The organism is Shinella oryzae, from assembly GCF_023038235.1.
GTDB classification, from domain to species: Bacteria; Pseudomonadota; Alphaproteobacteria; order Rhizobiales; family Rhizobiaceae; genus Shinella; species Shinella sumterensis.
Genome location: NZ_CP081987.1, coordinates 2,030,902 through 2,057,464, shown reverse-complemented (window position 1 = coordinate 2,057,464; position 26,563 = coordinate 2,030,902). Strand labels below are relative to the sequence as shown.

33 protein-coding genes are annotated in these 26,563 nt (G+C 63.5%); 13 read left to right on the top strand and 20 right to left on the bottom strand.

Annotated features, from left to right (window positions below):
- Positions 1-37: 37 nt before the first annotated feature.
- Entirely contained in the window at positions 38-1,138 is a 1,101-nt protein-coding gene (locus K6301_RS10120; RefSeq protein ID WP_134647069.1) for a class I SAM-dependent methyltransferase, read from the bottom strand.
- A 13-nt stretch (positions 1,139-1,151) separates the two neighbouring features.
- Entirely contained in the window at positions 1,152-1,964 is an 813-nt protein-coding gene (gene lgt, locus K6301_RS10115) for a prolipoprotein diacylglyceryl transferase (RefSeq protein WP_425475394.1), read from the bottom strand.
- A gap of 238 nt (positions 1,965-2,202) precedes the next feature.
- Here lgt and K6301_RS10110 point away from each other — a divergent pair, with 238 nt between their 5' ends.
- The 4 genes from K6301_RS10110 to K6301_RS10095 all read left to right on the top strand — a co-directional run bounded on the left by K6301_RS10110 (position 2,203) and on the right by K6301_RS10095 (position 4,623).
- Positions 2,203-2,460 carry an accessory factor UbiK family protein gene (locus K6301_RS10110; RefSeq protein WP_247216600.1) on the top strand — a complete coding sequence of 86 codons (258 nt, stop codon included), beginning with the start codon at positions 2,203-2,205 and terminating at the stop codon, positions 2,458-2,460.
- A 391-nt stretch (positions 2,461-2,851) separates the two neighbouring features.
- The gene (locus K6301_RS10105; protein WP_134647073.1) at positions 2,852-3,352 is read left to right on the top strand and encodes a type III secretion system chaperone family protein; all 501 of its coding nucleotides are present in this window, start codon (positions 2,852-2,854) and stop codon (positions 3,350-3,352) included.
- A 2-nt stretch (positions 3,353-3,354) separates the two neighbouring features.
- Positions 3,355-4,173 carry a pyrroline-5-carboxylate reductase gene (gene proC / locus K6301_RS10100; RefSeq protein ID WP_247216598.1) on the top strand — a complete coding sequence of 273 codons (819 nt, stop codon included), beginning with the start codon at positions 3,355-3,357 and terminating at the stop codon, positions 4,171-4,173.
- Positions 4,174-4,281: 108 nt separating this feature from the next.
- Positions 4,282-4,623 carry a tRNA-binding protein gene (locus K6301_RS10095; protein ID WP_134647077.1) on the top strand — a complete coding sequence of 114 codons (342 nt, stop codon included), beginning with the start codon at positions 4,282-4,284 and terminating at the stop codon, positions 4,621-4,623.
- 7 nt (positions 4,624-4,630) lie between these two features.
- On the opposite strand, the gene K6301_RS10090 is transcribed toward K6301_RS10095, so the two are convergent.
- Genes K6301_RS10090 through K6301_RS10075 form a run of 4 tightly spaced genes read right to left on the bottom strand, consistent with a single transcriptional unit; the run spans position 4,631 to position 7,861 of the window.
- The gene (locus K6301_RS10090; protein ID WP_247216596.1) at positions 4,631-5,215 is read right to left on the bottom strand and encodes a DUF1349 domain-containing protein; all 585 of its coding nucleotides are present in this window, start codon (positions 5,213-5,215) and stop codon (positions 4,631-4,633) included.
- 12 nt (positions 5,216-5,227) lie between these two features.
- Positions 5,228-6,610, bottom strand: a complete 1,383-nt coding sequence (locus K6301_RS10085) for an ATP-binding protein (RefSeq protein ID WP_247216594.1) — start codon at positions 6,608-6,610, stop codon at positions 5,228-5,230.
- Positions 6,611-6,641: 31 nt separating this feature from the next.
- On the bottom strand, positions 6,642-7,349 hold the full coding sequence (locus tag K6301_RS10080) for a response regulator (RefSeq protein WP_247216592.1): 708 nt from the start codon (positions 7,347-7,349) through the stop codon (positions 6,642-6,644).
- Between the two features lie 23 nt (positions 7,350-7,372).
- The gene (locus K6301_RS10075; RefSeq protein ID WP_425475393.1) at positions 7,373-7,861 is read right to left on the bottom strand and encodes a MarR family winged helix-turn-helix transcriptional regulator; all 489 of its coding nucleotides are present in this window, start codon (positions 7,859-7,861) and stop codon (positions 7,373-7,375) included.
- 256 nt (positions 7,862-8,117) lie between these two features.
- Between K6301_RS10075 and K6301_RS10070 the strand changes: the two genes are divergently transcribed.
- The gene (locus K6301_RS10070; protein WP_247216590.1) at positions 8,118-9,005 is read left to right on the top strand and encodes a branched-chain amino acid aminotransferase; all 888 of its coding nucleotides are present in this window, start codon (positions 8,118-8,120) and stop codon (positions 9,003-9,005) included.
- Between the two features lie 64 nt (positions 9,006-9,069).
- Here K6301_RS10070 and K6301_RS10065 read toward each other — a convergent pair whose 3' ends face one another.
- Complete coding sequence (locus K6301_RS10065; protein ID WP_247216589.1) at positions 9,070-9,339, bottom strand: hypothetical protein; 270 nt, start codon at positions 9,337-9,339, stop codon at positions 9,070-9,072.
- Positions 9,340-9,632: 293 nt separating this feature from the next.
- On the opposite strand from K6301_RS10065, the gene K6301_RS10060 reads away from it, so the two are divergent.
- Both K6301_RS10060 and K6301_RS10055 read left to right on the top strand, forming a co-directional pair.
- A complete protein-coding gene (locus K6301_RS10060) occupies positions 9,633-9,797 on the top strand; it encodes a hypothetical protein (RefSeq protein WP_247216588.1) in 165 nt (54 codons plus the stop codon).
- A 74-nt stretch (positions 9,798-9,871) separates the two neighbouring features.
- Positions 9,872-10,513 carry an MBL fold metallo-hydrolase gene (locus K6301_RS10055; protein ID WP_247220573.1) on the top strand — a complete coding sequence of 214 codons (642 nt, stop codon included), beginning with the start codon at positions 9,872-9,874 and terminating at the stop codon, positions 10,511-10,513.
- 49 nt (positions 10,514-10,562) lie between these two features.
- On the opposite strand, the gene K6301_RS10050 is transcribed toward K6301_RS10055, so the two are convergent.
- The 6 genes from K6301_RS10050 to K6301_RS10025 all read right to left on the bottom strand — a co-directional run bounded on the left by K6301_RS10050 (position 10,563) and on the right by K6301_RS10025 (position 15,269).
- A complete protein-coding gene (locus tag K6301_RS10050) occupies positions 10,563-10,997 on the bottom strand; it encodes a BA14K family protein (RefSeq protein WP_134647090.1) in 435 nt (144 codons plus the stop codon).
- 136 nt (positions 10,998-11,133) lie between these two features.
- Complete coding sequence (locus tag K6301_RS10045; RefSeq protein WP_134647092.1) at positions 11,134-11,349, bottom strand: cold-shock protein; 216 nt, start codon at positions 11,347-11,349, stop codon at positions 11,134-11,136.
- Positions 11,350-11,749: 400 nt separating this feature from the next.
- Positions 11,750-12,652, bottom strand: a complete 903-nt coding sequence (locus K6301_RS10040; protein ID WP_247216587.1) for a DMT family transporter — start codon at positions 12,650-12,652, stop codon at positions 11,750-11,752.
- A gap of 87 nt (positions 12,653-12,739) precedes the next feature.
- Positions 12,740-13,909 carry a PQQ-dependent sugar dehydrogenase gene (locus K6301_RS10035; RefSeq protein ID WP_247216586.1) on the bottom strand — a complete coding sequence of 390 codons (1,170 nt, stop codon included), beginning with the start codon at positions 13,907-13,909 and terminating at the stop codon, positions 12,740-12,742.
- Positions 13,910-13,981: 72 nt separating this feature from the next.
- Positions 13,982-14,185: a hypothetical protein gene (locus tag K6301_RS10030; protein WP_134647098.1), complete on the bottom strand. Its 204-nt coding sequence runs from the start codon at positions 14,183-14,185 to the stop codon at positions 13,982-13,984.
- Between the two features lie 175 nt (positions 14,186-14,360).
- Positions 14,361-15,269 (bottom strand): EAL domain-containing protein, encoded by a 909-nt coding sequence (locus tag K6301_RS10025; RefSeq protein ID WP_247216585.1) that lies wholly within the window; start codon positions 15,267-15,269, stop codon positions 14,361-14,363.
- 324 nt (positions 15,270-15,593) lie between these two features.
- Between K6301_RS10025 and K6301_RS10020 the strand changes: the two genes are divergently transcribed.
- Positions 15,594-16,796 carry a pyridoxal phosphate-dependent aminotransferase gene (locus tag K6301_RS10020; RefSeq protein ID WP_134647101.1) on the top strand — a complete coding sequence of 401 codons (1,203 nt, stop codon included), beginning with the start codon at positions 15,594-15,596 and terminating at the stop codon, positions 16,794-16,796.
- 49 nt (positions 16,797-16,845) lie between these two features.
- On the opposite strand, the gene K6301_RS10015 is transcribed toward K6301_RS10020, so the two are convergent.
- The 5 genes from K6301_RS10015 to trxB all read right to left on the bottom strand — a co-directional run bounded on the left by K6301_RS10015 (position 16,846) and on the right by trxB (position 22,040).
- Positions 16,846-17,940 carry a calcium:cation antiporter gene (locus K6301_RS10015; protein ID WP_247216584.1) on the bottom strand — a complete coding sequence of 365 codons (1,095 nt, stop codon included), beginning with the start codon at positions 17,938-17,940 and terminating at the stop codon, positions 16,846-16,848.
- Positions 17,941-18,088: 148 nt separating this feature from the next.
- Positions 18,089-19,210, bottom strand: a complete 1,122-nt coding sequence (locus K6301_RS10010; RefSeq protein ID WP_247216581.1) for an alkene reductase — start codon at positions 19,208-19,210, stop codon at positions 18,089-18,091.
- Positions 19,207-19,551, bottom strand: a complete 345-nt coding sequence (locus K6301_RS10005) for an ArsR/SmtB family transcription factor (protein ID WP_247216580.1) — start codon at positions 19,549-19,551, stop codon at positions 19,207-19,209. Before K6301_RS10005 ends, K6301_RS10010 begins: the two co-directional genes overlap by 4 nt.
- Positions 19,552-20,040: 489 nt before the next feature.
- Positions 20,041-20,937: a LysR family transcriptional regulator VtlR gene (locus tag K6301_RS10000; protein ID WP_247220572.1), complete on the bottom strand. Its 897-nt coding sequence runs from the start codon at positions 20,935-20,937 to the stop codon at positions 20,041-20,043.
- Between the two features lie 113 nt (positions 20,938-21,050).
- Complete coding sequence (trxB, locus tag K6301_RS09995) at positions 21,051-22,040, bottom strand: thioredoxin-disulfide reductase (protein ID WP_247216579.1); 990 nt, start codon at positions 22,038-22,040, stop codon at positions 21,051-21,053.
- A gap of 252 nt (positions 22,041-22,292) precedes the next feature.
- On the opposite strand from trxB, the gene K6301_RS09990 reads away from it, so the two are divergent.
- On the top strand, positions 22,293-22,760 hold the full coding sequence (locus K6301_RS09990) for an Lrp/AsnC family transcriptional regulator (protein ID WP_241598151.1): 468 nt from the start codon (positions 22,293-22,295) through the stop codon (positions 22,758-22,760).
- A gap of 6 nt (positions 22,761-22,766) precedes the next feature.
- Here the strand turns inward: K6301_RS09990 and K6301_RS09985 are convergent, their stop codons facing one another.
- Positions 22,767-23,834 (bottom strand): glycosyltransferase family 4 protein, encoded by a 1,068-nt coding sequence (locus K6301_RS09985; protein ID WP_425475331.1) that lies wholly within the window; start codon positions 23,832-23,834, stop codon positions 22,767-22,769.
- A gap of 11 nt (positions 23,835-23,845) precedes the next feature.
- Positions 23,846-24,322 (bottom strand): transcription elongation factor GreA, encoded by a 477-nt coding sequence (gene greA, locus K6301_RS09980; RefSeq protein WP_134647113.1) that lies wholly within the window; start codon positions 24,320-24,322, stop codon positions 23,846-23,848.
- Positions 24,323-24,543: 221 nt separating this feature from the next.
- Between greA and K6301_RS09975 the strand changes: the two genes are divergently transcribed.
- From K6301_RS09975 to K6301_RS09960, 4 genes are read left to right on the top strand one after another with little or no spacing between them, the layout of a single operon-like run.
- Positions 24,544-24,807, top strand: a complete 264-nt coding sequence (locus K6301_RS09975) for a hypothetical protein (protein ID WP_247216577.1) — start codon at positions 24,544-24,546, stop codon at positions 24,805-24,807.
- 9 nt (positions 24,808-24,816) lie between these two features.
- Positions 24,817-25,245 (top strand): hypothetical protein, encoded by a 429-nt coding sequence (locus K6301_RS25060; protein ID WP_343298926.1) that lies wholly within the window; start codon positions 24,817-24,819, stop codon positions 25,243-25,245.
- Positions 25,242-25,559 (top strand): hypothetical protein, encoded by a 318-nt coding sequence (locus K6301_RS09965; RefSeq protein ID WP_247220568.1) that lies wholly within the window; start codon positions 25,242-25,244, stop codon positions 25,557-25,559. The genes K6301_RS25060 and K6301_RS09965 overlap by 4 nt, the downstream gene beginning before the upstream one ends.
- A gap of 10 nt (positions 25,560-25,569) precedes the next feature.
- Entirely contained in the window at positions 25,570-26,535 is a 966-nt protein-coding gene (locus K6301_RS09960; RefSeq protein ID WP_247216575.1) for an SDR family oxidoreductase, read from the top strand.
- Positions 26,536-26,563 lie beyond the last annotated feature (28 nt).

Here is a 26,563-nt window from a genome sequence, read left to right as displayed (position 1 = left end):
AAATCGGGCGGGATGTTGTCCGCCCGAGGCCGGCGTGTCAATCCGGCTGGCGGAACGGAAACAGTGCAAGCGGTTCGCTGCCGACCGCCAGGACTTTGAAAAGATCGCCCATTCGGCCTGCACCGGAACCGGCGAGACGGGCAACATCGTTCAGAATCTGCTGTTGCGCCGCCTCGTCGCGATTGCGCCCGAGCGCGGAGGCGCGCTCGCCGATGCCCAGGCCGACGAGGAAATCCCCCTGGTGCAACATGCCGTGAATGTGGAGACCGGAGGCTGCCGCGGCAGCTGCCAGACGCTCGAAGTCCACGTGGCTCGTCAGGTCCGCCTCGCCGGGATGGGCAAGCGGCGGATCGAAATCGTGCTTGAGGACCGCCTGAAGCGTATCGCCGAACCCGCTGACGAAATGACCGTAGTCGATGATGAGGGCGGTGCCGCCGAAGCGCGCGATGCGCTCGCCGATCGTCGCCATCACCGCTTCGCGCGCCGGGGCGATCTCGAAGATCGTGCCGTTCGCGACCGTCTTGTGATTGTCCGGCAGCAGCGCGGGGTCGATGCCCGCGACGCCAGCGGCGAAGGTGAGTTCGTCTTCGGCATCGAGCCCGACCAGGCGTTCACGGAAGCCGGTGGGCGTCTTGACGAACTGGCGGATGGGAATGGCGTCGAACAGCTCGTTGGCCGCGAGCAGAACGAAGCCGTCGGGCAACTCCTCGAAACTGTCGTGCCAGCTGACGCGGCCGGCATGAAGCCCGAGCGTCTCCTGCTGGATTTCGCGCAGCCTGGGGCTCGTTTCCACGAGGTGGAAGGTTGCGCTCTCGTAGAGTTGCGGCGCCAGCTTGGCGACGACGCGCAGCATGTCGGACATCATGGTGCCGCGGCCGGGGCCGATCTCGGCGATGCGCACCCGCTCCGGCCCGCCATGCTTCTGCCAGGCATGCACAAGGAAGATACCCAGCATTTCGCCGAAGAGCTGGCTGATTTCAGGCGCGGTGACGAAATCGCCGGCGCGGCCGAACGGGTCCCGGGTGCGATAATAGCCATAGTCCGGGTCGGCGAGGCACAGCGCGAAATAGTCCGTGATGCTGATCGGACCGTTGGTGTGGATCAGCGCCTTGATCTTGCGGGCGAGCGGTGTCGGCATGGTGTTGATCCGTTCAGGCGCTGGCCGGTTCGGCCGGGCGCGCACGCAGGATGGCCCAGATGCCGAGCGCCAGCATGGGCAGCGACAGCACCATGCCCATGGTCAGCCAGCCGCCGAAGAGATAACCGAGTTGCGGATCCGGCTCGCGGAAGAATTCGACCGTGATGCGCGACAGCGCGTAGCCCGCGACGAAGATGCCGGTCACGAGGCCCGGCCGCTTCAGCGCGCCGAAGCGATAGATTGCAACGGCGATCACGGTCAGTAGCACGATGCCCTCGAGCCCGGCTTCGTAAAGCTGGCTCGGATGGCGGGCGAAGGGGCCGGCTTCCGGGAAGATCACCGCCCAGGGCGCATCCGACAGCCGCCCCCAGAGCTCGCCGTTGACGAAGTTGGCGATGCGGCCGAAGAACAGGCCAATCGGCACGACGGCGGCGACGATATCGAACAGGCTCCACAGCGGGATCTTGTGACGCCATGCGAAGAGGATCATGGCAAGCGTCGTGCCGGCGAAGCCGCCATGGAACGACATGCCGCCTTTCCACACCTGAAGGGCGCGCAGAGGGTCGGCCGCGACATTCGGGAAATCGTAGAACACGATATAGCCGATGCGCCCGCCCAGAATGATGCCGACGGCGGCCCAGACGAGGAAGTCGTCGAGCTGGACACGGGTGATCGGCGCTTCGCCGGCCCACAGGCGCGGCGTTTCGATCAGCCTGCGGGCGTAAAGCCAGCCCAGCATGATGCCCGCGACATAGGCGATGCCGTACCAGTGCACGTCGACCGGGCCGATTGAGAAGGCGATCGGGTCGATTTCGGGATAGGGCATGATGGCAAAGAGCTGCGCGATATTGGTCAAGCGTGGAACGTCCTCGTTTCGGGCGGAAGATGGCGAGGCGTTGCGGCAGGGTCAAGGCGGGAAATGGCGATTGCCGGCGCCCGGCATGTCCCTGACAGGACGATCCACCGGAATCCGCTTGCAAGCGGCGGTCCAAGACCCTACCTCAAGGACAGAATGCGGGCGTGAGCGCCTGCCGCAACCATCGACACCCGAGGAGGGAAGGCCCATGACCACCGGTGCGAACCGCATTTTCGACGATTTCGCCAAGCTGATGACCGATGCCGCGGGAGCCGCCCAGGGCGTTCGCAAGGAAGCCGAAACGATGTTCCGCGCGCAGGCCGAACGCTTCATCAACGGGCTCGACCTCGTCAAGCGTGAGGAGTTCGAGGCGGTGCGCGAAATGGCCATCAAGGCGCGCGATGAAAACGACGCACTTTTGAAGCGGCTCGAAGCCCTGGAAGCGCGCCTCAACGCGGGCAACTGAACCGTTTCGCGACAGGTTTCGACAGCACGGACTCGGTTGGCGTGATTCACATCGCGCCAACCGTTTTTTTTAATAAAATTTTTACCCCTGTGGACACTTGCGAAAAGCCCTTTTGGCAGAGTCTCTTAAGCGCTCGACCTGAATCTTTTTCGGAGCCGCTTTCCACAACCGTCCGGGGAAAACAGGTGCTCAGGGGCTGGCGTCGTGACTCCGCCGTTATACACTGATTTTAAATGATGATTCGAAACGGGCGGCGCAAGCTTCGGACAGGGTAAGTCGTCCAGTCTGCGTGCAGTGCCTAGCAATCATTCAGTGTTGTATCCGGAGTAAGGTTTGCCGCGTCGTGTGTGTGAGCGCGATGATGCATGCCTGCCGGCCTTGAAGGTGACGCATGAGCCTTATGGAATTGGATATCGGGCGCCAGTCCAACCCGGTCGACATGATCGAATTCGTCGCGGCGAACAACGACTGGACGTTCGAGCGGTCGGGCGAAGACGAGATCGCGATGACCGTCGAAGGCAAGTGGACGGACTACCACGTCTCCTTCTCCTGGATGGAGGAATTCGAGGCGCTGCACCTGGCCTGCGCCTTCGACATCAAGGTTCCCGAGAGCCGGGTCAACGAGGTCATGTGCCTCCTCTCCCATGTCAACGGACAGGTGCTGATGGGGCATTTCGACCTCTGGCGCCGCGAGGACGTGGTGATCTTCCGCCAGTCGCTGCTGCTTGCCGGCGGCGCGGAGCCGACCAACCAGCAGGTCGAGGTGCTGCTCTCCAGCGCGCTCGAATCCTGCGAAGCCTATTTCCAGGCCTTCCAGTTTGTCGTGTGGTCGGGCATGGATGCCCAGTCCGCCGTCGACGCCGTGCTGTTCGAGACGGTCGGGGAGGCCTGATCATGAGCGTGGCCGCGAGCGGACCGATCGTTCTCATCGGCGCCGGCAATATGGGCGGCGCGATGCTCGCCGGCTGGCTGAAGAGCGGTATTTCTGGCGCGTCGGTCATCGTCATCGATCCCGGCCCGCAGCCGGCCATGGCCAAGCTGATTGCCGATAACGGCGTGCGCCACGAGACCGCGGCCCCCGAGGGCGTCAAGGCCGGCGTCATCTTCGTCGCGGTCAAGCCGCAGGTCATCGATCAGGTGCTGCCGCCGCTCAAGGAATTGGTTGGCCCCGAGACGGTCATCGTCTCCGTGGCCGCCGGCAAGACCATCGCCAATCTCGAAAGCCATCTCGGCGAGGCCGCCACCGTGCGCGCCATGCCGAACACGCCGGCCATGATCGGCCGCGGCGTGACAGGTGCTTATGCCAATGCGCGCGTGACCGATGCGCAGCGTGATTTCGTGCATGCCCTGCTCAAGGTCAGCGGCCCGGTCGAATGGGTCGCCAGCGAGGGCGATATCGACGCCGTCACGGCGGTTTCGGGCAGCGGCCCGGCTTATGTCTTTTATCTCGTCGAGTGCATGGCAGAGGCAGGCCGCAAGGCGGGCCTGCCGGCGGACCTCGCCATGCGCCTCGCACGGGAAACGGTCGCGGGGGCTGGTGAACTGCTTCACCAGTCCCCCGACGACGCCAGCCGCCTGCGCCAGAACGTGACCTCGCCGGGCGGCACCACGGCTGCTGCCCTTTCGGTGCTCATGGCAGACGACGGCATGCAGCCGCTGTTCGACAAGGCGATTGCAGCGGCGCGCAGCCGCGCGGAGGAACTGGCGGGTTAAGCCGTTTTCCTGAATCGCGGGAATCGGTTAGTCCGTTCTTTTCATCCGGTTCCTTGCGGACTTCATGTTCCCCGGGAATTGCCCTGAACGATTGCAGGATCTTCCTCCATGACCGAAACCATTGCCTATGCCGATTTCGAACGGGTCGATATTCGCGTCGGCACCATCATCGAGGCGCTGCCGTTTCCCGAGGCGCGCAAGCCGGCCTACAAGCTGACCATCGACTTCGGCCCTGAAATCGGCACGAAGAAATCGTCGGCCCAGATCACCGTCCACTACACGCTGGAACAGCTGGTCGGACGCCAGGTGCTTGCCGTCGTGAATTTCCCGCCGCGACAGATCGGGCCTGTCCGTTCGGAGGTTCTGACACTCGGTTTCGAGGATGAAGCCGGCGCGATCGTTCTGGCCGGCGTGGACCAGCCGGTGCCGAACGGTAAGAAGATGTGCTGACACCGTTCTAGTGAATGTCGCGTGAGAGTGGCGGGCCCAGCCGGAAATCCGTGAACTCGGCTTCGAAGCCCTCGCGCTGCGGCGAGCAGGCCATGACGCCGACCGAGAGATCGGCATATTCCGTCGGGAAATAGGCGAGGCGGGCCATCCGCCATTCCACCATGGCGTCGGTCCTGTACTGGATGAAGAGCGCATCGCCATTGCGCGTGACGCGGACGGAGATCAGGTCGAAATCATCTTCGATGCGGAAGGCCGACCAGTCGGAATGGCCGCGCGTGACGACGACGCTGAAATGCTTCGCGCCATCGGTGAACTCGATTCCGCATTTCACCCAGGCCGTTTCATCGTGGCGGATCATCAGGCCGGCCTGGTCGTAGAGCGTTTCGTAGCGGCCGCGAAAGGTCGTCTCCAGCGTGAAGTCGCCGGACCATCGGCGGTGCAGGAAATGGCCGCTGTCGGGCTGGAATCCGTAATAGGTGCGTTGCCAGAAATCCGTCTTGAGGCCGGTGCGCACATGCAGGCTGCCCTCCCGCACGTCCGCGGCGGGCGGCGGATTGAGCCAGGCGAGATCATCGAACGGGGCTTTGCTCATCGGGTCTTCCTGTCAAACGGGAACGCGGATCGTCACGCGCAGCCCGCCCAACGGGCTATCTGAGAGCGTGACATTGCCGCCGTGGCTGCGGGCGATATCGAGCGCGATGGCAAGGCCGAGGCCGGTGCCGGAGGCATCGAGGTTGCGGGCCTCATCGAGGCGGAAGAACGGCTTGAAGACGTCCTCGCGGACGTTTTCCGGAATGCCGGGGCCATCGTCGTCGACGGTGACGGTCAGCCATTTGGCGCGATGGCGCGCCTCGACATGCACGGTCTTCGCATAGCGCAGCGCGTTGGAAACGACGTTGCCGACGAGGCGCGTGAAGGCGTTGGGCCGCACCATGATCTCGTCGTCGCCGTCGATTTCGCTGGAGAAGGCGCGCTCGTGCAGTTCGGCTTCGAGGGACAGCCGGTCTATGAGGTCGGAGAGGCGCAATTTGCCGACATCCTCCTCCGCGTCGCCGCGCGCGAAGGAGAGATAGCCTTCCAGCATGGTCTGCATGTCCTCGACATCCTTGCCCATGCCCTGAAGCTCGGGTTTGTCGCCGGCGAGCGCCAGCTGCAGCTTGAAGCGGGTGAGGATCGTGCGCAGGTCGTGGCTGACGCCCGTCAGCATGGCGGTGCGCTGTTCGATCTGGCGCTCGATGCGTTCGCGCATGAGAATGAAGGCGAGGCCGGCGCGGCGCACTTCATCGGCGCCGCGTGGCGCGAAATTCTCCGGCATCCTCTGCCCCTTGCCGAAACTTTCGGCCGCCTGCGCCAGGGCGAGGATGGGGCGGATCTGGCCGCGCAGGAAGAGGATGGAGATGAGGATCAGCACCAGCGAGGCCCCGACCATCCACAGAAGGAAGATGTGGGTGTTCGATGCGTAGGCCTGGTTTCGCCGCGCATAGACGCGCAGGATCTTGTTGTCGAGCAGGATGCGGATCTCGACGACCTTGCTTTCGCCGACGGTGTCGATCCAGAACGGACGCCGGATCTGGCGGACGATCTCCTCGCTCAGGATCTCGTCGAGGATGTTGAAGAAGGGCTTGCTGCGCGGCGGCGGCAGCGTCGTGCCCTGCTCGACGGAGATGATCAGCTCCAGCCGCTCGCGGGCTATACGGGTGATCTCCGCATAGTCGTCGTCCTGCGGATAGGTCTCGATCAGGTCGATGATCGCGGCAATGTCGCGGGTGACGGCCATGGAGAGGCGCTGCGTGACGAGCTGCCAGTGGCGTTCCATGAACACGAAGGCGACGACCGCCTGGAGAAGCACCATCGGCAGGATGATGATGAGCAGCGAGCGGGCATAGAGTCCGGTCGGCATCTGGTGGCGCAGCCAGCGCGTGAAGCGCTTCCAGCCGGCGGACGGCGCACGCTCGATATCCCGCCGGAAAGCCGAAAACAGGGTCATGTGGCCACACTCCCCGACGGACCGCGCACGGTCAACCCTGCTCCACGCTCAGGCGGTAGCCGATGCCGCGCACGGTCTGGAGCCAGACCGGATTGGACGGGTCCTCCTCGATCTTGCGGCGCAGGCGGTTGATCTGCACGTCGATCGTGCGCTCGCCCACTTCCGTTTCCTCGCCGATGAGCTCGTGGCGCGGGATCGTTTCGCCGGCACGCTGGGCAAAGAGCAGCATGATGTCCTGCTCGCGGTCGGTGAGGCGGATGGGGTCGCCGCCGCGCTTCAGCTCCTTGCGCACGATGGAGAAGGTGTAGGGGCCGAACATGACCTGCTCGATCTTCGGCCCGGCGGGCGCTGCATTGCGCTTGAGGATGTTGTTGATGCGCAGCACGAGTTCGCGCGGTTCGAAGGGTTTGGACAGGTAGTCGTCCGCCCCGGCTTCCAGACCCTCTATGCGCGCGCGGGATTCGGCGAGCGCCGTCAGCATGAGGATCGGCACGGGCCGGATGTCCCGCAGGCTCTTGGTGAGCGACAGGCCGCTTTCGCCGGGCATCATCACATCCATGATGATGAGGTCGAAGTCGAGGCCGCGCAGCTTGCGCCGCGCCTCATCGGCATCTGCCGCCACGGTCACGCGAAAACCCTGCTCCACGAGGTAGCGGCCGAGAAGGTCGCGGATGCGGGTGTCGTCATCGACGACGAGAAGGTGGGAAGCATCGTCGGAAGGCGCGCCGGCAGCCGTCATCGTCTTCAATCTCCTGAGACCGGTCAGTCGCTCTTGGCATTCTGCATGCCGGCGAGGAACCGGATTACGGTGCGCCGATCGTCCGGCCCCATTTTCTCGAATGCACGGGCGATGCGGCGGGATTGCGGCTCGGCCAGCGCCAGCGCCAGTTCCCGCCCGGTGCGGGTGGGGTAGAGCTTGCGCTGGCGGCGGTCCTCGGCGCCGGCCACCTGGTGGATATAGCCGGAATCCACGAGCTGCTTCAAGACGCGGGCCAGGCTCTGCTTGGTGATCTTCAGCGTATCGAGGAGATCGGCGACGGTCATGCCGGGCTCGCGGTTGACGAAGTGCACGACGCGGTGATGGGCGCGCCCGAAGCCGCTCTTCTCGAGAATGGCGTCGGGATCGGAAACGAAGTCGCGATAGGCGAAGAACAGACCCTCGATGATCTCCATGTCGATGCGGCCGTCGCCGGTCATCGCGTCCTCGTGCAGCTCGTTCTTGCCGTCTTTGTCCGGCATCTGTCGGGCCACGGTGTCATTTCCTTTCATGTCGCCTCGCCCTTGCGTAATATTCGGCAAGATATGTCAGCTTTGTTGACATATTTTTCCGCGATTGCTAAGGGTTCCCATCGTTTTTGCGGTCCCTGGGGGCACCGTCGCGCGGTGTTTGCCCGATTCTCAATCTGGACTACCTTTCCACGCAGGTAATCCCGCCGTTTCTGGTTAGACCGCAATTGGCGAAACAATCAACAGAAAGAATGGCGTGAGAGCGCCGGAGGATGACACGATGGCAGTTCCCTTCGATCAACTGGATGGACAAATCTGGTTCAACGGTGAGTTCGTCGACTGGAAGGATGCAAAGATCCATGTGCTGACGCATGGCCTGCACTATGCAAGCGCCGTGTTCGAGGGCGAGCGCGCCTATGGCGGGCGCATCTTCAAGCTGACCGAGCATAACCAGCGCCTGCACGCCTCCGCCGAAATTCTCGGCTTCAAGATTCCCTATTCCGTCGAGGAGCTGGATGCCGCAAGCGTGGAACTCCTGAAGCGCCAGGGTTTCTCCGAGGCCTATGTCCGCCCGATCGCCTGGCGCGGATCGGAAATGATGGGCGTTTCGGCGCAGAACAACCGCATCAACGTCGCCATCGCCATCTGGCAGTGGGGCAGCTACTTCAATCCGGCCGAAAAGCTGAAGGGCATCCGTCTCGACATCGCCGAGTACCGCCGTCCCGACCCGCGGACCGCGCCGTCGAAGTCCAAGGCGGCCGGCCTCTACATGATCTGCACCATCTCCAAGCATGCCGCCGAGGCCAAGGGCTATGCGGATGCGATGATGCTGGATTATCGCGGCCAGGTGGCCGAGGCGACCGGCGCCAATATCTTCTTCGTCAAGGACGGCGTCATCCACACGCCGACACCGGACTGCTTCCTCGACGGCATCACGCGCCGCACGGTCATCGGACTGGCCAAGCGCCGGGGCTATCAGGTCGTCGAGCGGGCCATCCTGCCGGAAGAGCTGTCGGACTTCTCCGAATGCTTCCTGACCGGCTCGGCCGCCGAAGTGACGCCGGTTTCCGAAATCGGCCCCTATCGCTTCACGCCGGGCACGATCTGCGAAACGCTGATGAACGACTATATGAAGGAAGTCTATCCGGTCGCTGCGGCTGCCGAGTAACCTTCGGCCAAATCATCTAATCCAAGTCGGCGGCCCCTGCGGGCCGCCGTTTTTCGTTCCGCGTTCAGGCGGATTTCTTGCCGAGAACGGCACCGGCAATCGCCGTCAGCACGCCGCCGCCGACCAGGCCGCCGATGCCGTTGGCGACGAGGCCGCTCAGGCCCGCTTCGCCGCCGAGCAGTTGCAGCAGCATGCCGCCGCCCACGCCGCCGATGGCGCCGACGATCGTGCGGACGATGACGCTGACGGCGGCCTGCTTGAGAGCCGCGCCGGCAACGTTGCCGCCGACAGCGCCGGCAATGAGTTGCGTGATGATGGGCATCAATGCTTCCATGACATTCCCCTCCTGGTCGTCCGCTGAAGGTTCCCCCCAAAGGCGGACAGGTTGCGCTCGGACCACAGCGCCCTCGGGCCCGCGACCCGTGCCGACAGACTCGGCACTTGAAGGGTGCGGCCAAATTCGGGGACTGTCAATTTATCCGTGTGGTCCGCATGGCGCATTCGCCGTCTGGTGCAGGCGGAAGCCCTGTTTCCGCGGAAACAGACGCGTTTTGCGCTTCGTCGTAAAAGACGGTGGAACAAAGATGCCGCACGGCTATTTCCTGAGCACTATCAAGGAGACGGACAATGCTTTCCAAGACGACGACGCCGCACGATACGGTTGCCCGGGGGCTTCGGCCGGTGGTTTTCCTTTATGCCATGCTCAATATCGTCGTCGCCACGGTTCTGCTATCGACCGTCTCGCTTTCGCCCGTCGCCGGCCCCGCCGAAGAAATGGCAAGCCTTCGCTGACGTCCCGCTTGGTGTGAGGCGCCGCTTCCGGCTATAGGTGGGGCAAGCGGCAACCAAGCGAGGACCCCATGGGCATGCTTCAGGCGGGCATCATTCCCGTCACCCCCTTTCAGCAAAACTGCACCATCCTCTTCGATACGGAGACCAAGCAAGGCGTCGTCGTCGATCCGGGCGGCGATGTCGATGCCATCATGCGAACGGTCGAGGAGAACGGCATCACGTTGACGGCGATCTGGCTGACGCATGGCCATATCGACCACGCGGGCGGCGCGAAGGAACTCAAGGAAGCGCTCGGCCTCGACATCATCGGTCCGCATAAGGACGACCTGCCGTTGCTTCAGGCCCTGGAGACGCAGGCGCAGCGCTTCGGTGTCGCCATGAAGGTCTCGAACGTCGTTCCCGACCGCTGGCTGGAAGACGGCGACACCGTTTCCTTCGGAGAACACGAATTCGAGGTGTCCCACACGCCCGGCCATGCGCCGGGGCACGTCATCTACTTCAACCGCAAGCAGGGCTTCGCCCATCTCGGCGACGTGCTGTTCCAGGGATCGATTGGCCGGACGGACCTGCCGGGCGGCAACCATGAGCAGCTGCTCCAGTCGATCCGCGACAAGGTTCTCCCGCTCGGAGACGACGTCGGGTTCCTGTGCGGGCACGGGCCGGGCGGCCGTATCGGCGAGGAACGACGGACCAATCCGTTCCTGCGCGGGCTGTGAAACGAAAACGGGCGCCGTCAGGCGCCCGTTTTTCTTCATGTGCGTTCTGTCAGCCCGCGGTGCAGAAATGCTCGCGGCCGTCGTAGCCGACGAAGGTGCCGCTCTGCGGGTCGAACGAGCGATAGCGGCGGGCGCAGTAATCGTACCAGGACCGGGTCCAGGGCTCGTAGCTCGGGGCCGGGCGGTAGATCACGCGGCGCTCGGGTTCCGGATAGTATTCCGGCTCGACATAGCGGCGCTCGATGTAACGCGGTTCATCGTAGCGGGGCTGGGAGGCGATCGCGCCGCCGATGATGACGCCGGTGGCAAGACCGAGCGCGCCGCCGATGAGGGCGTCGCGGTCACGGTGGCGGCGGTGTTCACGATAGCCGCCGTCGCGCCAGTAGCCGTCGCGGTCGCGCGCCTGGGAAACGCCGGCAGTTGCGGTCAGCGCCGTCGCGGCGACGGCAACGGACAGGACCAGGGCCTTCATTGTGTTCTTCATGGCATCGTTCCTTTGGACGCCGGCTTTTGCCGGTCGATGACAATACCAAACTAGACGATTTTGGCTGAACGCAGGCTGAACGAAAAAACCCGGCATCACTGCCGGGCTCCAACTCAAAAATCCTGAAATAACCGGTTCAGCCGGCAATCTCGAGGTTGACCGCCTTCGGGCCTTTGCCGCGGCGATCAGGTTCCGTGTCGAAGCTTACCTTCTGGTTTTCGGAAAGGCCGTTCAGGCCGGAAGCCTGTACAGCAGAGATGTGTACGAAAATATCCGCACCACCATTGTCGGGCTTGATGAAACCAAAGCCCTTCTCAGTGTTGAAGAATTTTACAATGCCAGTTTCGGCCATGCGTCAGGTCCTTTTCTCTCTGCCCGTATATTGGCGGCGGGCAGAACGTCAGTTTTGCCCCGAAGGGCGTTAGGCAGGCAGTTCTCGAGGTTGAGGAAAGGGTCCTGTTTTCACCGCAGCCAGCCAACCATATGACCCTGGGATCATCCAGATGTTGACTGCCCGGAATTATTTCGCGTCTCCGGCGCGCTTTTATTAAAGGTCTTCCCGTGTCCGCAAATTGCCCGAACAAAGGAAGATTGATGTGTTTGTGGCAAATTGGCAAGCAAAAGTTTTGGCGGGCATTTGACATGCCTCACTTTGGTCAAATTGCGGGCGATTGCCGAAAAAGTCGCCGCCTTCCATGACGGGGCAGGTTCCCGGCCAAATCTATATTGTGCGGCTGCGGGAAACGGCTGCCTCATACTTCGGCGGGCATGTCCTTGCGGCGATCGCGCAGAAGTTCCGGTACCAGTTCCACAGCAAGCATGGCGAGGAAGATGATGCCGCAGCCAATATAACCGGCCGTGCTGATGGTCTCGCCGAGCAACAGCACGCCGAAAAGTGCCGCGAAGAGCGCCTCGCTGGACAGGAAGATCGCCGCCTGCGGCGCGGTCGTGTAGCGCTGGGCAATGTTCTGCACGATGAAGGCGAGGCCGCTGGAGAACAGGCCGGCATAGAGGATTTCCGGCAGCGCGCCGGTGATGGCGGCGAGGCTGATGGGCTCGAACAGCGCACCGACGGCGCAGCCCAGCGCCCCGCAGATGGCGAACTGGGTGAGCGACAGCGCCAGCGGCCGCCCGGAGCGCCCGGCGAAGACGCCCACGCAGATCATCTGGACCGACCAGAGAACCGCACACAGGATGGTCAGCATGTCGCCGACCGTCAATGCCGCAAGGGTGCCTCCCGATAACAGGAAGATGCCGACGGACGCCATGACAGCGGCCGGCCAGATGACCCAGTGCGGCCGGCGGCGCAGTATCAGCACGGTGAGAATGGGCGTGAAGACCACATAGAGCCCGGTGAGGAAGCCGGAATTGGTGACGGTCGTCGTGAGCAGCCCGACCTGCTGCGAACTGGCGGCGGCGAAGAGCGCAAGGCCCGTTAGCACGAAGCCGGCCATGTCCCTGCGGCTGACGGGGGTTTCGGCGCGCATCTGCTCCCATCGGGCGAAGGGCAGGGCGACGAGGGTCGCCACCGCAAAGCGCAGGCCGATGAACCAGATCGGCCCCAGCGTCTGCATCGCGGTCGACTGGGCGATGAAGCCCGCGCCCCAGATGGCGCCGGCCAGCAACAGGAGAAGGTTCGCCTGAACGCGCGTCATGTCATTCCACCCTGATGGAGGTAACCGGCGCGGAAGGCGCCCTTCATCCTGCTAGCAGGCGCCCGTTTTTTGGGCAAGGGTGGTGGCTCAGTCCGTCGCCGCGGCCCGCGACACGCGCAGCAGGGCGCCGTCGTCCTCGTCGGTCAGAAGGAGAAGCGCTCCATCCGGCGCGACGACGATATCGCGGATGCGGCCGAACTCCCCGTCGAACATGCGCTCCTCCGAGAGGATCGCGCCGTTCTCGTCGCGCTCCAGCCGGGCGACCAGCTGATAGGCGAGGGCAGCGACGATCAGGTTGCCGTCCCATTCGGGGAACATCGCGCCGCGATAGACGGCGATGGCGCCGGGTGCGATGGATGGGTCCCAGTAATAGAGTGGAGGCTCGTAGCCCTTGGACGTCGAGCCGAGCTCGAATTCCGCGCCGGAATAGTGCCGGCCGTAGGAGACGCGCGGCCAGCCATAATTGTGTCCGGGCTGCGGATTGTTGATCTCGTCACCGCCGCGCGCGCCATGTTCGGCGGTCAGCAGCGTGCCGTCCCTGGGATCGATGGCGATGCCCTGCGGGTTACGGTGGCCCTTCGACCAGATTTCCGCCAGACCGTCCGGACTTCCGAGGAAGGGATTGTCCGCGTGGGGTGTGCCATCGGGATTGATATGCAGGATGGCGCCGGCATGGTCACGCGGATCCTGGGCGCGTTCGCCTTCGCCGCGGTCTCCGATGCCGAAGAAGAGGCTGCCGTCGCCGGCAACCGCGATGCGCGAGCCGAAATGCTGGCCGCGCGTCGTTAGGCGGTTCATCTGGAAAATGCGGGTCGTGCCTTCGAGCCGGGTTGCGTCTTCCGACAGCCGCGCCCGGGCGACCGCTGTGCCGGTGCCGCCATCGCCGCGCGCACTATAGGTAAGGAAGAGAATGCGGCTGGTTTCGAAATCGCGCGCGAGGGCGATATCGAGCAGCCCGCCCTGGCCGTTCGTCGCCACGTCCGGCACGCCGGATATGGGAGGGGAAACTTTGCCGGACTGCACCCGCCGCAGCGCGCCGCCTTTTTCGGAAACCAGATAGCTGCCGTCCGGCAGCACTTCGACGGACCAGGGATGATTGAGGCCGCTTGCGACGGTTTCGACGGCGAGCGGCGCCTTCTTGCTGGGAATGATGCGAGGCGCGGCCGAGGCCGGCGCGAAAGACAAGGGCAGCGCGGCCACAAGGGCGAAGACCGCCCCGCTCCATATGCCTATCCTGCGTCCCTGCCGTGCCTGCATAGCCATCTCCCGCGTCTCGCCGTTACCTGACCCAGAGCCGTGCGGCTTGCAAGAGCGGCGGCAGCCGGCGTGTCACTTTTGCGCGGGCTGGACCTGCTGCGAGGCTGCATTGCCGATGCCCGAGGTCTTGATCGTGTCGAGGGCGACGGCGGGCGGCGACATCAGGCTGACCACCATGAGCACGCATGCGGCCAGCGCCGTCATGGCGATGAGGAACATGGCGCGTGATTCACGAAGCTTTGGCGACTTGGCCGGCTTGTCTTCATCCAGAAACATGGTTGTCCCCTGTCTTTGCTTTTTCCTTGAACGGCGTCCAAAAGGCCTGCCGAAATCGGCGCGACAAGGACCGAATTGCGGCAAGGCCCGACATTTATTGTGGCGGAAAAAAGGCATGGTAAAAATGTCACGTTTCCAAATGCTTCAGGCGAATAGAAGGACTGTCCGCGCCGTCTTAGACACCCCTTCTGCCGAAGTGCCGAACGGGTCTTGCGGTACGGTTTTCAACGGGCATGGGGGCGTCGGAAATAGCTGCGGGCTTGTCCGCTGCGGGACGGTCCTCGCCGATGTCGGGAAAGGTCGAGTTGAAGTGCGTCGGGGCCAGCTCCGGCCGGGCGAGCAGGAAGCCCTGCATTAGCGGGCCGCCCATCTCGCGGCAGAGCGCCATGGTCTCCGGCGTCTCAATGCCGCCGACAATGGCCTCGATGGTCCTGTCTGAGAACTGACTTATCATGACGCGCAGGAGCGCCAGGCCGGCGGAGTTTTCCGCAAATTCGTGGAGCCATGATGTGTCGAAGGCCACGAATTGCGGCTTCAGCCGTTCGAGGCGTGCAAGATCGCGGTCGTCGCCGGTATATTCGTCGATGGCGATGGAGAAGCCGGCCTCGTGCAGCCGGTCGGCGAAAAGCGCAAGGGCCTCGGCATCGTCGCCGGGTAGCTGGCGGATCTCGCAGGCGATCCGTTCGGGTGCAATGCCCGCCTCATGGGCGGCAAGTCGCAGCCACTCCACCTCCTGGCGCATGGCGTGCGGCGCACGATAGAGCCCGGAATGGACACTCATGATGAGGGCGGCGTCACGCCGGCCGATCAGGCCGGCGTTGAGAATGTGAAGGCTGCGGCACAGACCGTCGACGGCGGTGCGCTCGTCCTCCGGCACGCTCTGGAAGAATTCGCCGGGAGACGTCGGCATGTCGCCGGCGCTGGCGCGGATCAGCCCCTTGAAGGCGGCGATCTGCAGCCGCCCGTCCGCATGTTCGCGGAAGATCGGCTGGAGCGCCGATTGCAGGAGATAGGGGCCGTAGACGGCGCTGTAAGCACCGTCGGCCTGCCGCACGAGATTGGTGAAGATGCTTCTTTCGCCCATGCAGAGCACCATCAACAGGAGGGCCATCGACCGGCGGAGGATAGGGCCAATCCGTTAAGGCCTGCTTAATCCTTCGCGTAAAAATCTCATCCTTCTCCTTCGCTTCAACCTTTTGGTGTTTGCGCTTTCCCGCTTGCGGGCGATCCATTCGCTTTTGTGATGAGGTGCATGAAATTTTACGCGGAAGCCCGGTTTTCCTGCTTTTTTTCGATCGCGTGCTTGCAAGACCGGCGCAGTTTCGACATAGACCTAACCGCTATGGAGCCCGGCGCTCCGGGTCCATGGCGCCAAGCCGTCTTTGAACCCGATGAGGACATCTCCATCATGGCCTTTCTTGCCGACGCCCTTTCCCGTGTGAAGCCCTCCGCCACCATCGCCGTTTCCCAGAAAGCGCGCGAGTTGAAAGCGAAAGGCCGCGATGTCATCGGGCTTGGCGCAGGCGAGCCGGATTTCGACACGCCTGACAATATCAAGCAGGCCGCCATCGACGCGATCAACCGCGGCGAGACGAAGTACACGCCGGTTTCCGGCATCCCGGAACTGCGCGACGCCATCGCAAAGAAGTTCAAGCGCGAAAACAACCTCGACTACACCGCCGCGCAGACGATCGTCGGCACCGGTGGAAAGCAGATTCTTTTCAACGCCTTCATGGCCACCATGAATGCGGGCGATGAAGTTGTTATCCCAACACCTTACTGGGTTTCCTACCCGGAAATGGTGTCGCTTTGCGGCGGCACGCCGGTCTTCGTCGCGACGACACAGGAAAACAAGTTCAAGCTGAAGGCGGAAGACCTTGAAAAGGCGATCACGCCCAAGACCAAGTGGTTCATCTTCAACTCGCCGTCCAACCCGTCGGGTGCCGCCTACAGCCATGACGAGCTGAAGGCGCTGACCGACGTGCTGATGCGCCACCCGCATGTCTGGGTGCTGACCGACGACATGTACGAACATCTGACCTATGGCGACTTCAAGTTCGCCACACCGGTCGAGGTCGAGCCCGGCCTTTATGACCGCACGCTCACCATGAACGGCGTCTCGAAGGCCTATGCCATGACCGGCTGGCGTATCGGCTATGCGGCCGGCCCGCTCAACCTCATCAAGGCCATGGACATGATCCAGGGCCAGCAGACCTCCGGCGCGTGCTCGATTGCACAGTGGGCGGCTGTCGAGGCGCTGAACGGCACGCAGGACTTCATTCCCGAAAACAAGAAGATCTTCGAAGGCCGCCGCGATCTCATCGTCTCCATGCTCAACCAGGCCACTGGCATCGAGTGCCCGTCGCCGGAAGGCGCCTTCTATGTCTATCCGTCCTGCAAGGGGCTGATCGGCAAGACCGCGCCGTCGGGCAAGGTCATCGAGACGGACGAAGACTTCGTGTCCGAGCTTCTGGAAGCGGAAGGCGTTGCCGTCGTGCACGGTTCGGCCTTTGGCCTCGGCCCGAACTTCCGCATCTCCTATGCGACGTCGGAAGCCCTGCTGGAGGAAGCCGGCAAGCGCATCCAGCGCTTCTGCGCAGCCTGCAAGTAAGGCCCGCCGCTTTCCTGATTGAAGAACCCGCCGGAGACGGCGGGTTTTTTCATAGCCCGATCAGCGTCAGCATGACGAAAGTGGCGAAGAGGATGAAATGCGTCATCCCCTCGATGGCGTTGGTCTCTCCATCGTTGAGGTTGATGGCGGCGGCGATGAGCGTGATGGTCACCATCACCGTCTGGACCGGCGACATCGCCATGATGAAGGGCTGGCCGGTATAGAGCGCGATGGCTTCCATCACGGGAACCGTGAGGATGACCGTCGACAGCGAGGCGCCCATGGCAATGTTGACGACGGACTGCATGCGATTGGCCAGTGCCGCGCGCAGCGCCGTCAGGATTTCGGGTGCTGCCGAAATCGCGGCGACGATCACCGCCATCAGCGCCGGCGGCGCGCCCGTGCCCTTGAGCCCGGCGCCGAGCAGCACGGACATCACTTCCGCCATGGCGCCGATCAGCACCACGCCCGCGATGATGACGAGGATGGAGACGGTCGCGGATTCCTCTTCCTCCGGCGGGCTGCTTTCGGGACGCTCCTTCCGCTCGGCGCGCGGATAGGCATAGCTGAAGAAATAGCTGTGCGCGCCCACCTGCATGCGCAGGAACACGGCATAGAGCGTGATCATCGCGCCGATGGTGAAGAGGGAATAGAGGTGCCAGCTTTCGCGCGGCACGAATTCCGGCACCACCATGGAGATGCCCATGGCCGTCAGGATCATCACACCGTAGGTCTTGCCGGAATCGTCGTTATAGGGTTGCTCGCCGTGGCGAATGCCGCCGAGCAGGGCGGCAAGCCCGAGAATGCCGTTGATGTCGAGCATCACGGCAGCGTAGATCGTGTCGCGCACGAGCGTGGGCGAGGTCTCGCCCTGCATCATGATGGCGAGGATCACCACCTCCACCAGAACCGCCGAGAGTGTCAGGATCATCGTGCCGTAGGGGTCGCCCACCTTCGAGGCGAGGATTTCGGCGTGGTGCGCCACGCGGGTGGAGACCAGCACGATGACCGCGATCAGCGCGAAGGCGGCCGCCAGCATCGCCGGACGCCCCATCTCCAGCAGGCTGTGTTCCGTCGCATAGGCAAGGACCGCCGCGGCGAGGCCGGCAAAGAGAAAACGTTCCTTGGTGAGGCTGGAAAGCATGGGCGGACGGCTCCGTGGCAGATGATCCATCGGTAGATGTAGCCGCGCCGCGCAAAAAGAAAACGCCCGCGTGCTGCGACGCGGGCGTTTTCTCGTGGGTAAATGACGGGCCAGGGGACGTTGGCCCTCCGGCCATGGCCTCAACCGGTCAGGCGACGTTTTCCAGCGCCGGGTAGTCGGTGTAGCCCTTCGCGCCGCCGCCGTAGAAGGTATCCTTGTCCGGCGCGTTGAGAACCGTGTCGTTCTTCAGGCGCGTCACGAGGTCGGGGTTGGAGATGAAGAGCTTGCCGAAAGCGACGAGGTCTGCCTTGCCTTCCTCGATTGCATCGATGGCCATTTCGCGGTTGTAGCCGTTGTTGACCATCCAGGCCGCCGTGCCGCCTGCGGCCCGGTAGGCGGCGCGCAGCGCGTCGTAATCGAACGGGGCGTCGCCCTGCTGGAAATCGCGGGGACCGCCCGTGGCACCCTCGATGACGTGGATATAGGCGAGGCCGTGGCGCGCAAGGCCTTCGACGACATGGGTGAAGAGCGGCTGCGGCGCCGGATCGAAGACGTCGTTGGCGGGTGTTACCGGCGAGATGCGGATGGCGGTGCGCCCGGCGCCGATTTCGGAGGCGATGGCATCGACCACCTCGAAGAGGAAGCGGGCACGGTTTTCGATCGAGCCACCGTAGTCGTCGTCGCGCTGGTTGCTGCCCGAGCGCAGGAACTGATCGATCAGGTAGCCGTTGGCGGCGTGGATCTCGACGCCGTCGAAGCCGGCTTCGATCGAGGCGCGGGCGGCGCGGCGATAGTCTTCCACGATGCCGGCGATCTCCTCGCGGGCAAGCGCCCGGGGCTCGGACGTCTCGGCGAAGGAGCCGCTGCCGTCGGCATCGATGAGATAGGTCTTCGACTTGGCCTGGATGGCAGAGGGGGCGACCGGCTTGCCGCCGTTCGGCTGCAGGCTGTCATGGGAGACGCGACCGACATGCCACATCTGCACGACGATCTTGCCGCCGGACTTGTGCACGGCATCCGTGACCTGGCGCCAGCCGGCAAGCGCTTCCGGCGTGTAGAGGCCCGGCACGTCGGCATAACCCTGGCCCTGCTGGCTGATCGGCGTGCCTTCGGTGATGATGAGGCCTGCCGATGCGCGCTGCTCGTAATAGGCGGCATTCAGCGTGTTCGGCACCGCGCCCGGAGAGCGGTTGCGCGTCAGCGGCGCCATGACAATACGGTTGGCAAGCTGGATGTCGCCGATCTTGATGGGGTCGAAGAGCGAGGTCATGGAGTATCCTTTTTCTGGCTGGATGCCGGCTCGAGGGTGCTGTTGATGTGGTGGAGAAAGGCCGCGATCTTGTCTTCGTCGCGTCTGAAGAACACCCATTGGCCCACCTTGCGCGTCGTCACGAGACCGGCGCGCTGCAAGGTGGCAAGATGGGCGGAAACGGTGGACTGCGAAAGATCGCAGCGTTTTTCGATCTGTCCGGCGCAGACGCCGAAATCCAGAGGATGCTCCTGGCCGGCGAAATAGGCCTGCGGCTCCTTCAGCCAGGCAAGGATCTCCAGCCGCGTGGGATGGGCCAGCGCCTTCAGGATTTCGTCTGTGTCGGGTTCGGGGGCGGTCATGCCTGTTGCGTCCGATCGGTGTATATCGCTTTTATCCGATATTGGGATCGCGTTTGCGCGATACAAGGGGCAGGGCAAAAAAAGAGGGCCACAAGCGTAAGCCTGGGCCCTACGAAGTTTGAAGGTTAAGAACCTCCAGAGGGGAACAGCCAGCGCGCGGTACTGGGAGGAGAAAGACCGCATGTGCGTTGGCTGAGATAAATATGGGGCAGCGCTTGCGTTTCTTCAAGGCAAACGCGTGCCAAGTTTTGCGAGAAACTTGGAAATTCCAACTTGGTTAACGAAAGGCAAAAAAAGAGGGCCACAAGATCAACTTGGGCCCTTTATAGTTTTGAAGGTAATAAAACCTCCAGAGGGGAACAGCTGGTGCGGTGGCACTGGGAGGAAAAAGCCACCGAAATGCATCAGCTGGGCGCGATATGATGGTTTTTTGAGCAAGCGGCAACCATTTTATGTGCATGCCAGCCATGCACGAGGCGCAGGCCTTGCTCAGAAGTTCCAGTTGCGCGCCTTGGCGACGATGAAATCCCTGAAAACCTTGAGTTTCGCCGAGTTTTTCATTTCACTTGGATAGCAGAAATAGGTGTCGAAGGAGGGAATATCCGCGCTCAGCGGAAGCTGAAGCAGCCCCGGGTCGCGTCCGACGATGTAATCGGGAAGCATTGCGACACCTATACCCAGCAGGCAGGCGCGCTTGATCGAGGTCTGGCTGTTGATTTGCAGGATGGAGGGGCGGGGATTGTCCGAATCACGTCCGGCGATTTCCAGCCAGTTGACGTCGAGCAGGTAGTTGGGCGCCGGCTCGCCGAAGGTGATGATTTTGTGATTGTCGAGGTCGTCGATCGACTGCGGTTCACCATAGCGGTTGATGTAGGACGGCGCGGCATAGATATGCATGTGCACCGTGAAGAGCCGCCGCTGGATGAGGTCCGACTGCTGCGGTTCGCGCAGGCGGATGGCGCAGTCGGCGTGGCGCATGTTCACGTCCAGCTCCTCGTTGTCGAGGATGAGCTGGACCTGCATGTCGGGATAGAGCGCGAGGAATTCCTGCACCTTGTCGGTCAGCCAGCCCTGGCCGAGGCCGACGGTCGTGGTGATGCGCAGCTTGCCGCTCGGCTTTTCGGTGTTTTCCGTCAACTGGACGCGCACGCCTTCGAGCTTCATCAGCACGTCATGCGCGGTGCGGTAGAGGATTTCGCCCTGCTCGGTGAGGATCAGTCCGCGCGCATGGCGGTGGAACAGCTTGATGCCGACATCCTGCTCCAGCGCACTGACCTGCCGGCTGATGGCCGATTGAGACAGGTGCAGCTTGTCCGCCGCATGCGTGAACGAGCCGGCCTCGGCCGCGGCGTGAAATATCCGCAGCTTGTCCCAATCGAGCGGCATTCTATCCCCCATAAGTCCCTCCTGCGGGCAGACGACGTCTCCCGCTCGGTCGCTGATTCAACTGTTCCCACGTGGGAGGTCGGATGGAATCCGCCTCCCTTGGTTGGCGGCTTCTACTCGGCCGCAATTGCGACAGGCATATGACCTGCAAGGTACTTTTCGGTTTCCAGGGCCGCCATGCAGCCCATCCCGGCGGCCGTCACGGCCTGGCGATAGATGTCGTCGGTGACGTCGCCTGCGGCAAAAACGCCCGGCACGTCCGTCGCCGTGGAATCGGGCGCGGTCCACAGGTAGCCGTTCGGCTTGAGACGCAGCTTGCCCTTGAAGAGTTCGACGGCCGGCGCATGGCCGATCGCGACGAAGACGCCGTCGGTCGCCATGTCGCTGATGTCGCCCGTCTTGACGTTGCGCAGGCGCACGCCGTTGACGGAGGCCGGCATCGGCGGCTTGGGGTCCGCGCCGAGATATTCCAGAACCTCGTGGTCCCAGACGATCCTGACGTTCTCCTTGGCGAACAGGCGCTCCTGCAGGATGCGCTCGGCCCGGAAGGTGTCGCGGCGGTGCACGACGGTCACGGTTTTTGCGAGGTTGGCGAGGTAGAGCGCTTCTTCCACGGCCGAGTTGCCGCCGCCCACGACGATGACGTCCTTGTTGCGGTAGAAGAAGCCGTCGCAGGTCGCGCAGGCAGAAACGCCGAAGCCCATGAACTTGTGCTCGGTCTCGATGCCGAGCCACTTGGCCTTGGCGCCGGTGGCGATGATCAGCGCATCGGCGGTCCATTGGGTGCCGCTGTCGGTGGAGATGCGGAAGGGGCGCACGTCGAGGTCGACATTGGTCACGAGGTCGTTGACGATCTCGGCGCCGACATGCTGGGCCTGCTTGAGCATCTGCTCCATCATCCACGGGCCCTGCACCGGATCGGCATAGCCCGGATAGTTTTCCACATCCGTGGTGATCATCAGCTGGCCGCCCTGTTCCATGCCGGCGATCAGCACGGGTTCCAGCATGGCGCGGGCCGTGTAGATCGCGGCGGTGTAGCCGGCGGGGCCGGAGCCGATGATCAGCACCTTGACGTGGCGCGAATTCGCGGTAGCGGCGGACATGGTCGTTCCTTCCGGGGCATTCTGCCCCAATCGGCCCGCCGCGCGGCGTCGTCGCGCAGGCCAAGGCCAGCATTATCGATGTTCAGCTCTCATTTATGAGGGGACTGCCGCGAGTTTCAAGTGCGCGTGGGCCGTTGCCAACAAGCAAGCGGACCCCCGTGACATATTTGTGCCTCTTGCAGTAACAATGTTGCGCTGTTGCGCCGATTCGGATCACTTCCGGTCGCCCTCCCGAAAGGTCTGTAAATTTCCATGTTTCGTGCCGAACTCGATGCCATCGACATCCGTATCCTGAAGGAGCTTCAGGCGGATGGCCGGATGACCAATGTGGAGCTTGCCGCGCGCGCCGGCATTTCCGCGCCGCCCTGCCTGCGTCGCGTGCGCAAGCTGGAGGAGGCGGGCATCATCGAGGGCTATACGGCGCTTCTGAACGCCCCGGCGCTCGGCTACGATCTCGTCGCATTCTGCATGGTCGGACTCAAGCACCAGTCGGAAGCCAACCTCAAGGCCTTCGCGGCGGCCACCGGCGAATGGCCGATGGTGCGGCAGGCCTGGATGGTGTCCGGTGACAGCGATTACCTGCTGCATTGCGTGGCGGAAAACCTCACCCGCTTCCAGGATTTCGTCATCGAGGAACTGACCGCCAATGCGCAGGTCGATACGGTGCGCACCATGCTGACGATCCGCCAGGTCAAGAAGGTCGGGCTGGTCGAGCTTTAAGCCGGCTCAACGGCCCACCGCGCGGGCATAGACCTCGCCCAGCCGCCGGGCTTCGTTCTCGATCGCAAAATGGGTTGCGACATGGTGTCGTGCCCGGTCGCCGACGGCCTCACGGCGGGCATCGTCGTCCAGCAGGGCCGCAGTCGCCGAGGTCATCGCCGACAGATCATTTGCGGCAATGAGCGTGCCGGTCTCTTCCGCGCCGCGCACGATCTGCTCGCTAAAGGCCCCCACATCCGTCGCGACGACGGGAACGCCGCTTGCCATCGCCTCGAGCGGGGTGAGGCCGAAACCTTCCCATCGCTGTGGTGCGACGAACAGATCCAGCGCCCGGTACCAGTCATTGATATTGGTGTGCTCGCCGACGAAGAGGATGCGGTCGGACAGGCCGGCATTCTCGACCTTGCGCTTCAGTTCCGCCTCGAAGGCGGCGTGCTGCGGCGTGGTCCGGCCCGCGACGATGGCCGACCAGGCCGGCCGTTGCGGCAAGAGCGCGATCATCGCATCGACGAAAAGGTCCGTGCCCTTCTGGTGGCGCACGCGGCCGAAGCAGCCGACGAATTTCCGGCTCCCATCCAGCCCGCAGGCCTTCTTTGCCGCGGCCTTGTCGGCCGGCGGCGAGAAACGGGCGATATCGATGCCGTGCAGGACGACGGTATTGGGGACACGCAGGTAGGACGCCGTCTTTTCGCTGGTCGCAATGACCGCATCCATCTTCGAGACGAGGAAACGGGTCCATCCGCTATGGGCGCGCTGCGAGGCGGAGGTGAAGACCAGCCTGAGCTTCATGCGCAACAGATCGCGCATCAGGATGCCCGGCAGCATTTCGAGATTGCGCCGGGCGTGCCAGACGCGGAACGGCTTCTGCGCCGGCGCCGTCCAGAGGGAAAGAAGGTGGCGCCAGCGCATCGACGGCAGGCTGGCGGGCAAGCCCGGCCCGAGGGTCGCAACCTTCTGGCCGAGCCGGTTCTGTACGGGGACAAGCTGGATGATCGTGGACGTCACGCCGGACAGCCGCCGCTTGAAATTCGGCGCGATGACCTCGACGTCCTGCATGTCCTTTATGTATGCCATGGAGGAAGGGGTCAGCCCCAGGTCACGGCGAGGATTTCGTAGGCCTTGGCGCCGCCGGGAGCGTTCACCTCGATCGAATCGCCGACTTCCTTGCCGATGAGGGCGCGGGCGATGGGCGAGGAGATGGAAATGCGGCCCTGCTTCACATCGGCTTCCTGGTCGCCGACGATCTGGTAGACCTTCTCCTCTTCGGTGTCCTCGTCGACGAGTTTCACGCGCGCGCCGAACTTGATCTTGTCTCCGGACATCTTGGAGAGGTCGATGACCTCGGCGCGGGCGACGAAATCCTCCAGCTCCGTGATGCGGCCTTCATTGTGGCTCTGGGCTTCCTTGGCCGCGTGGTACTCGGCGTTTTCCGACAGGTCGCCATGGGCGCGCGCCTCGGCAATCGCTTCAATGATTCGCGGACGCTCTTCCTGCTGACGCCAGCGCAGTTCTTCCTGCAGCTTGACGAAACCGCCCTGAGTCATCGGCACCTTTTCAACCATTTTATCCTGTCCTTCAGACTGCACCACGCGGATTTCGGCCCGCGTGAACGCAAAAGAAAACGGCCCCCGGAGAGAAATCCCCGGAACCGTCTGAAACATTCGAACGCCCCTTATAACAGATTGCCCGTTCCGAAAGCCAGTTTTTTCGCCGCAGGGGTAGCCGTTCACCGCTCGGAACATTCGCGCGGGGCTTCCGTTAGCCGTTCAGGCAGGAGGCAACAATGGCCATTGACGACACGATTCATCTGGAAGGCAGGATCAACGCACACAGGCGCCTACTGGTGGAACTCATCTCTGTCATGGCCGGCATTCCTGCGGCGCGCGAGGCGCTTGTCGCCATGGCGCGCGACAATGAAACGGTCATCGACCACGAGGAGGATCCGGGCAGCGACCCTGATCCGGCCTTCGCCGCCCAGCAGATCGCCGACGACGAACTGCGCGCGATCCTCAAGGCAGCGATGGCGCGTCTCGAAACCAGATTGTGAGGAAAGACCATGAGCGTGATGCACAAGATATCCGGTTATTTCAAGCAGCTCGCCGGCGAGGTTTCCGGCAGCCAGGCGCTGCATGACGAGGGCCGCCGCGAAGCGGGTTATCAGGAAAAGGACGAGCAGGTGGTTCCGGTGGTGCCCGTTGCCGGTTCCGGCGATGTGGTGTCCGCGCAGACGGGGCGCAGGACGACGGTCGAGGCCGATGCCGCTCCGCAGTTCGCGGTCTCGCAGGCGGGCAGCACCAATGACGGGGTTGTAAGCGCCAAGCCGCGCGTCATCACCGGCAGCGACGATGCGACGATGCGACGGCGCATCGCACGCCGCCCGGAACGCGTGGGCCGGATGCGGATTGGTCGGCCGGCTTCGACGAAAACGCACCGCGGCAGGATAGGGAAGCACCGGTTGCGGATTATTCCGATGTCGAGCAGCTGAAGCTCTACCGGCTCGTCCCGGTCGCGGCGGCTTCCGACACCAACTGGGACAACGCGCCCAACCAGGGTGAAGTCGTGGTGCGCGCCCGTTCCAGCGGCGACGCGCGCGTCGTGGCGGCGGAAGCGGAGCTGGATTTCACCGAAATCGATGCGCTTCCCGGCGACGGCAATTCCACGACGTCGTCGAGCGCCTTCCGCAACGAGAAGCTCTACACCGTCATCGACGAGACGGACTCGACCTATTCGGCGGACGGTCCGCGTGGGGTCGTCGACGGCACCGTTCGCGTCGACAATATCCGCCCCACCCAGCTTTGAGGAGGTTGTCATGACGCCCCACCAATCCGCAAGAACGGCTGCAAAGCAGCGCGATATCCAGGAGGATGTGGCTGAGACTGACCGCAAGGGCGACAGCCAGGAGCCGGAGGCCATGCAGGCCGGCGCGCGCCTTTATCCCGTGCCGCCTTTTCCCAAACAGCACCAGCCGAAACCCGGCCTGGAGGCGGAGCTCGATCCGCCACCGATGTATGACGCGCCCTTCTACAAGGGATCGGGCAAGCTGGAAGGGAAGGTCGCGCTCATCACGGGCGGTGATTCCGGCATCGGCCGGTCGGTCGCGGTGCTCTATGCGCGGGAAGGGGCTGATATCGCCATCTGCCATCTCGCCGAGGGCCGGGATGCGAAGGATACCATCGCCGCCGTGGAAGCCGAAGGGCGCCGTTGCATCGCTTTTGCCGGCGACGTCAAGGACAAGGCGTTCTGCGTGCAGACGGTGAAATGCGTGGTGCGCGATCTCGGCCGGCTCGATGTGCTCGTCAACAATGCCGCCTTCCAGGTCCACAGCAAGGATATCCTCGACCTCACTGAGGAGCATTTCGACGAGACCCTGAAGACCAATCTCTACGGCTACTTCTATATGGCGCAGGCCGCCATTCCCCATATGGAGCCGGGCTCGGCGATCATCAACACGGGCTCCGTCACCGGGCTTGAAGGGTCGAAGGACCTCATCGACTACTCGACGACGAAGGGCGGTATTCACGCCTTTACCCGTTCGCTTGCCAGCCAGCTGGTGCCGCGGGGCATTCGCGTGAACGCGGTTGCGCCGGGGCCGGTCTGGACGCCGCTCAACCCCTCCGACAAGGAGGCCGAGGATGTCTCGAAATTCGGTGCGCAGACCCCGATGAAGCGGCCCGCCCAGCCCGAAGAGCTTGCGCCCGCCTATGTCTTCCTCGCCTCGCCGCAATGCTCCAGCTACATCACGGGCGAGGTGCTCCCCATCGTCGGCGGCTATTGAGCCGCCGACCCCGCCGTTTTCCGTTGAC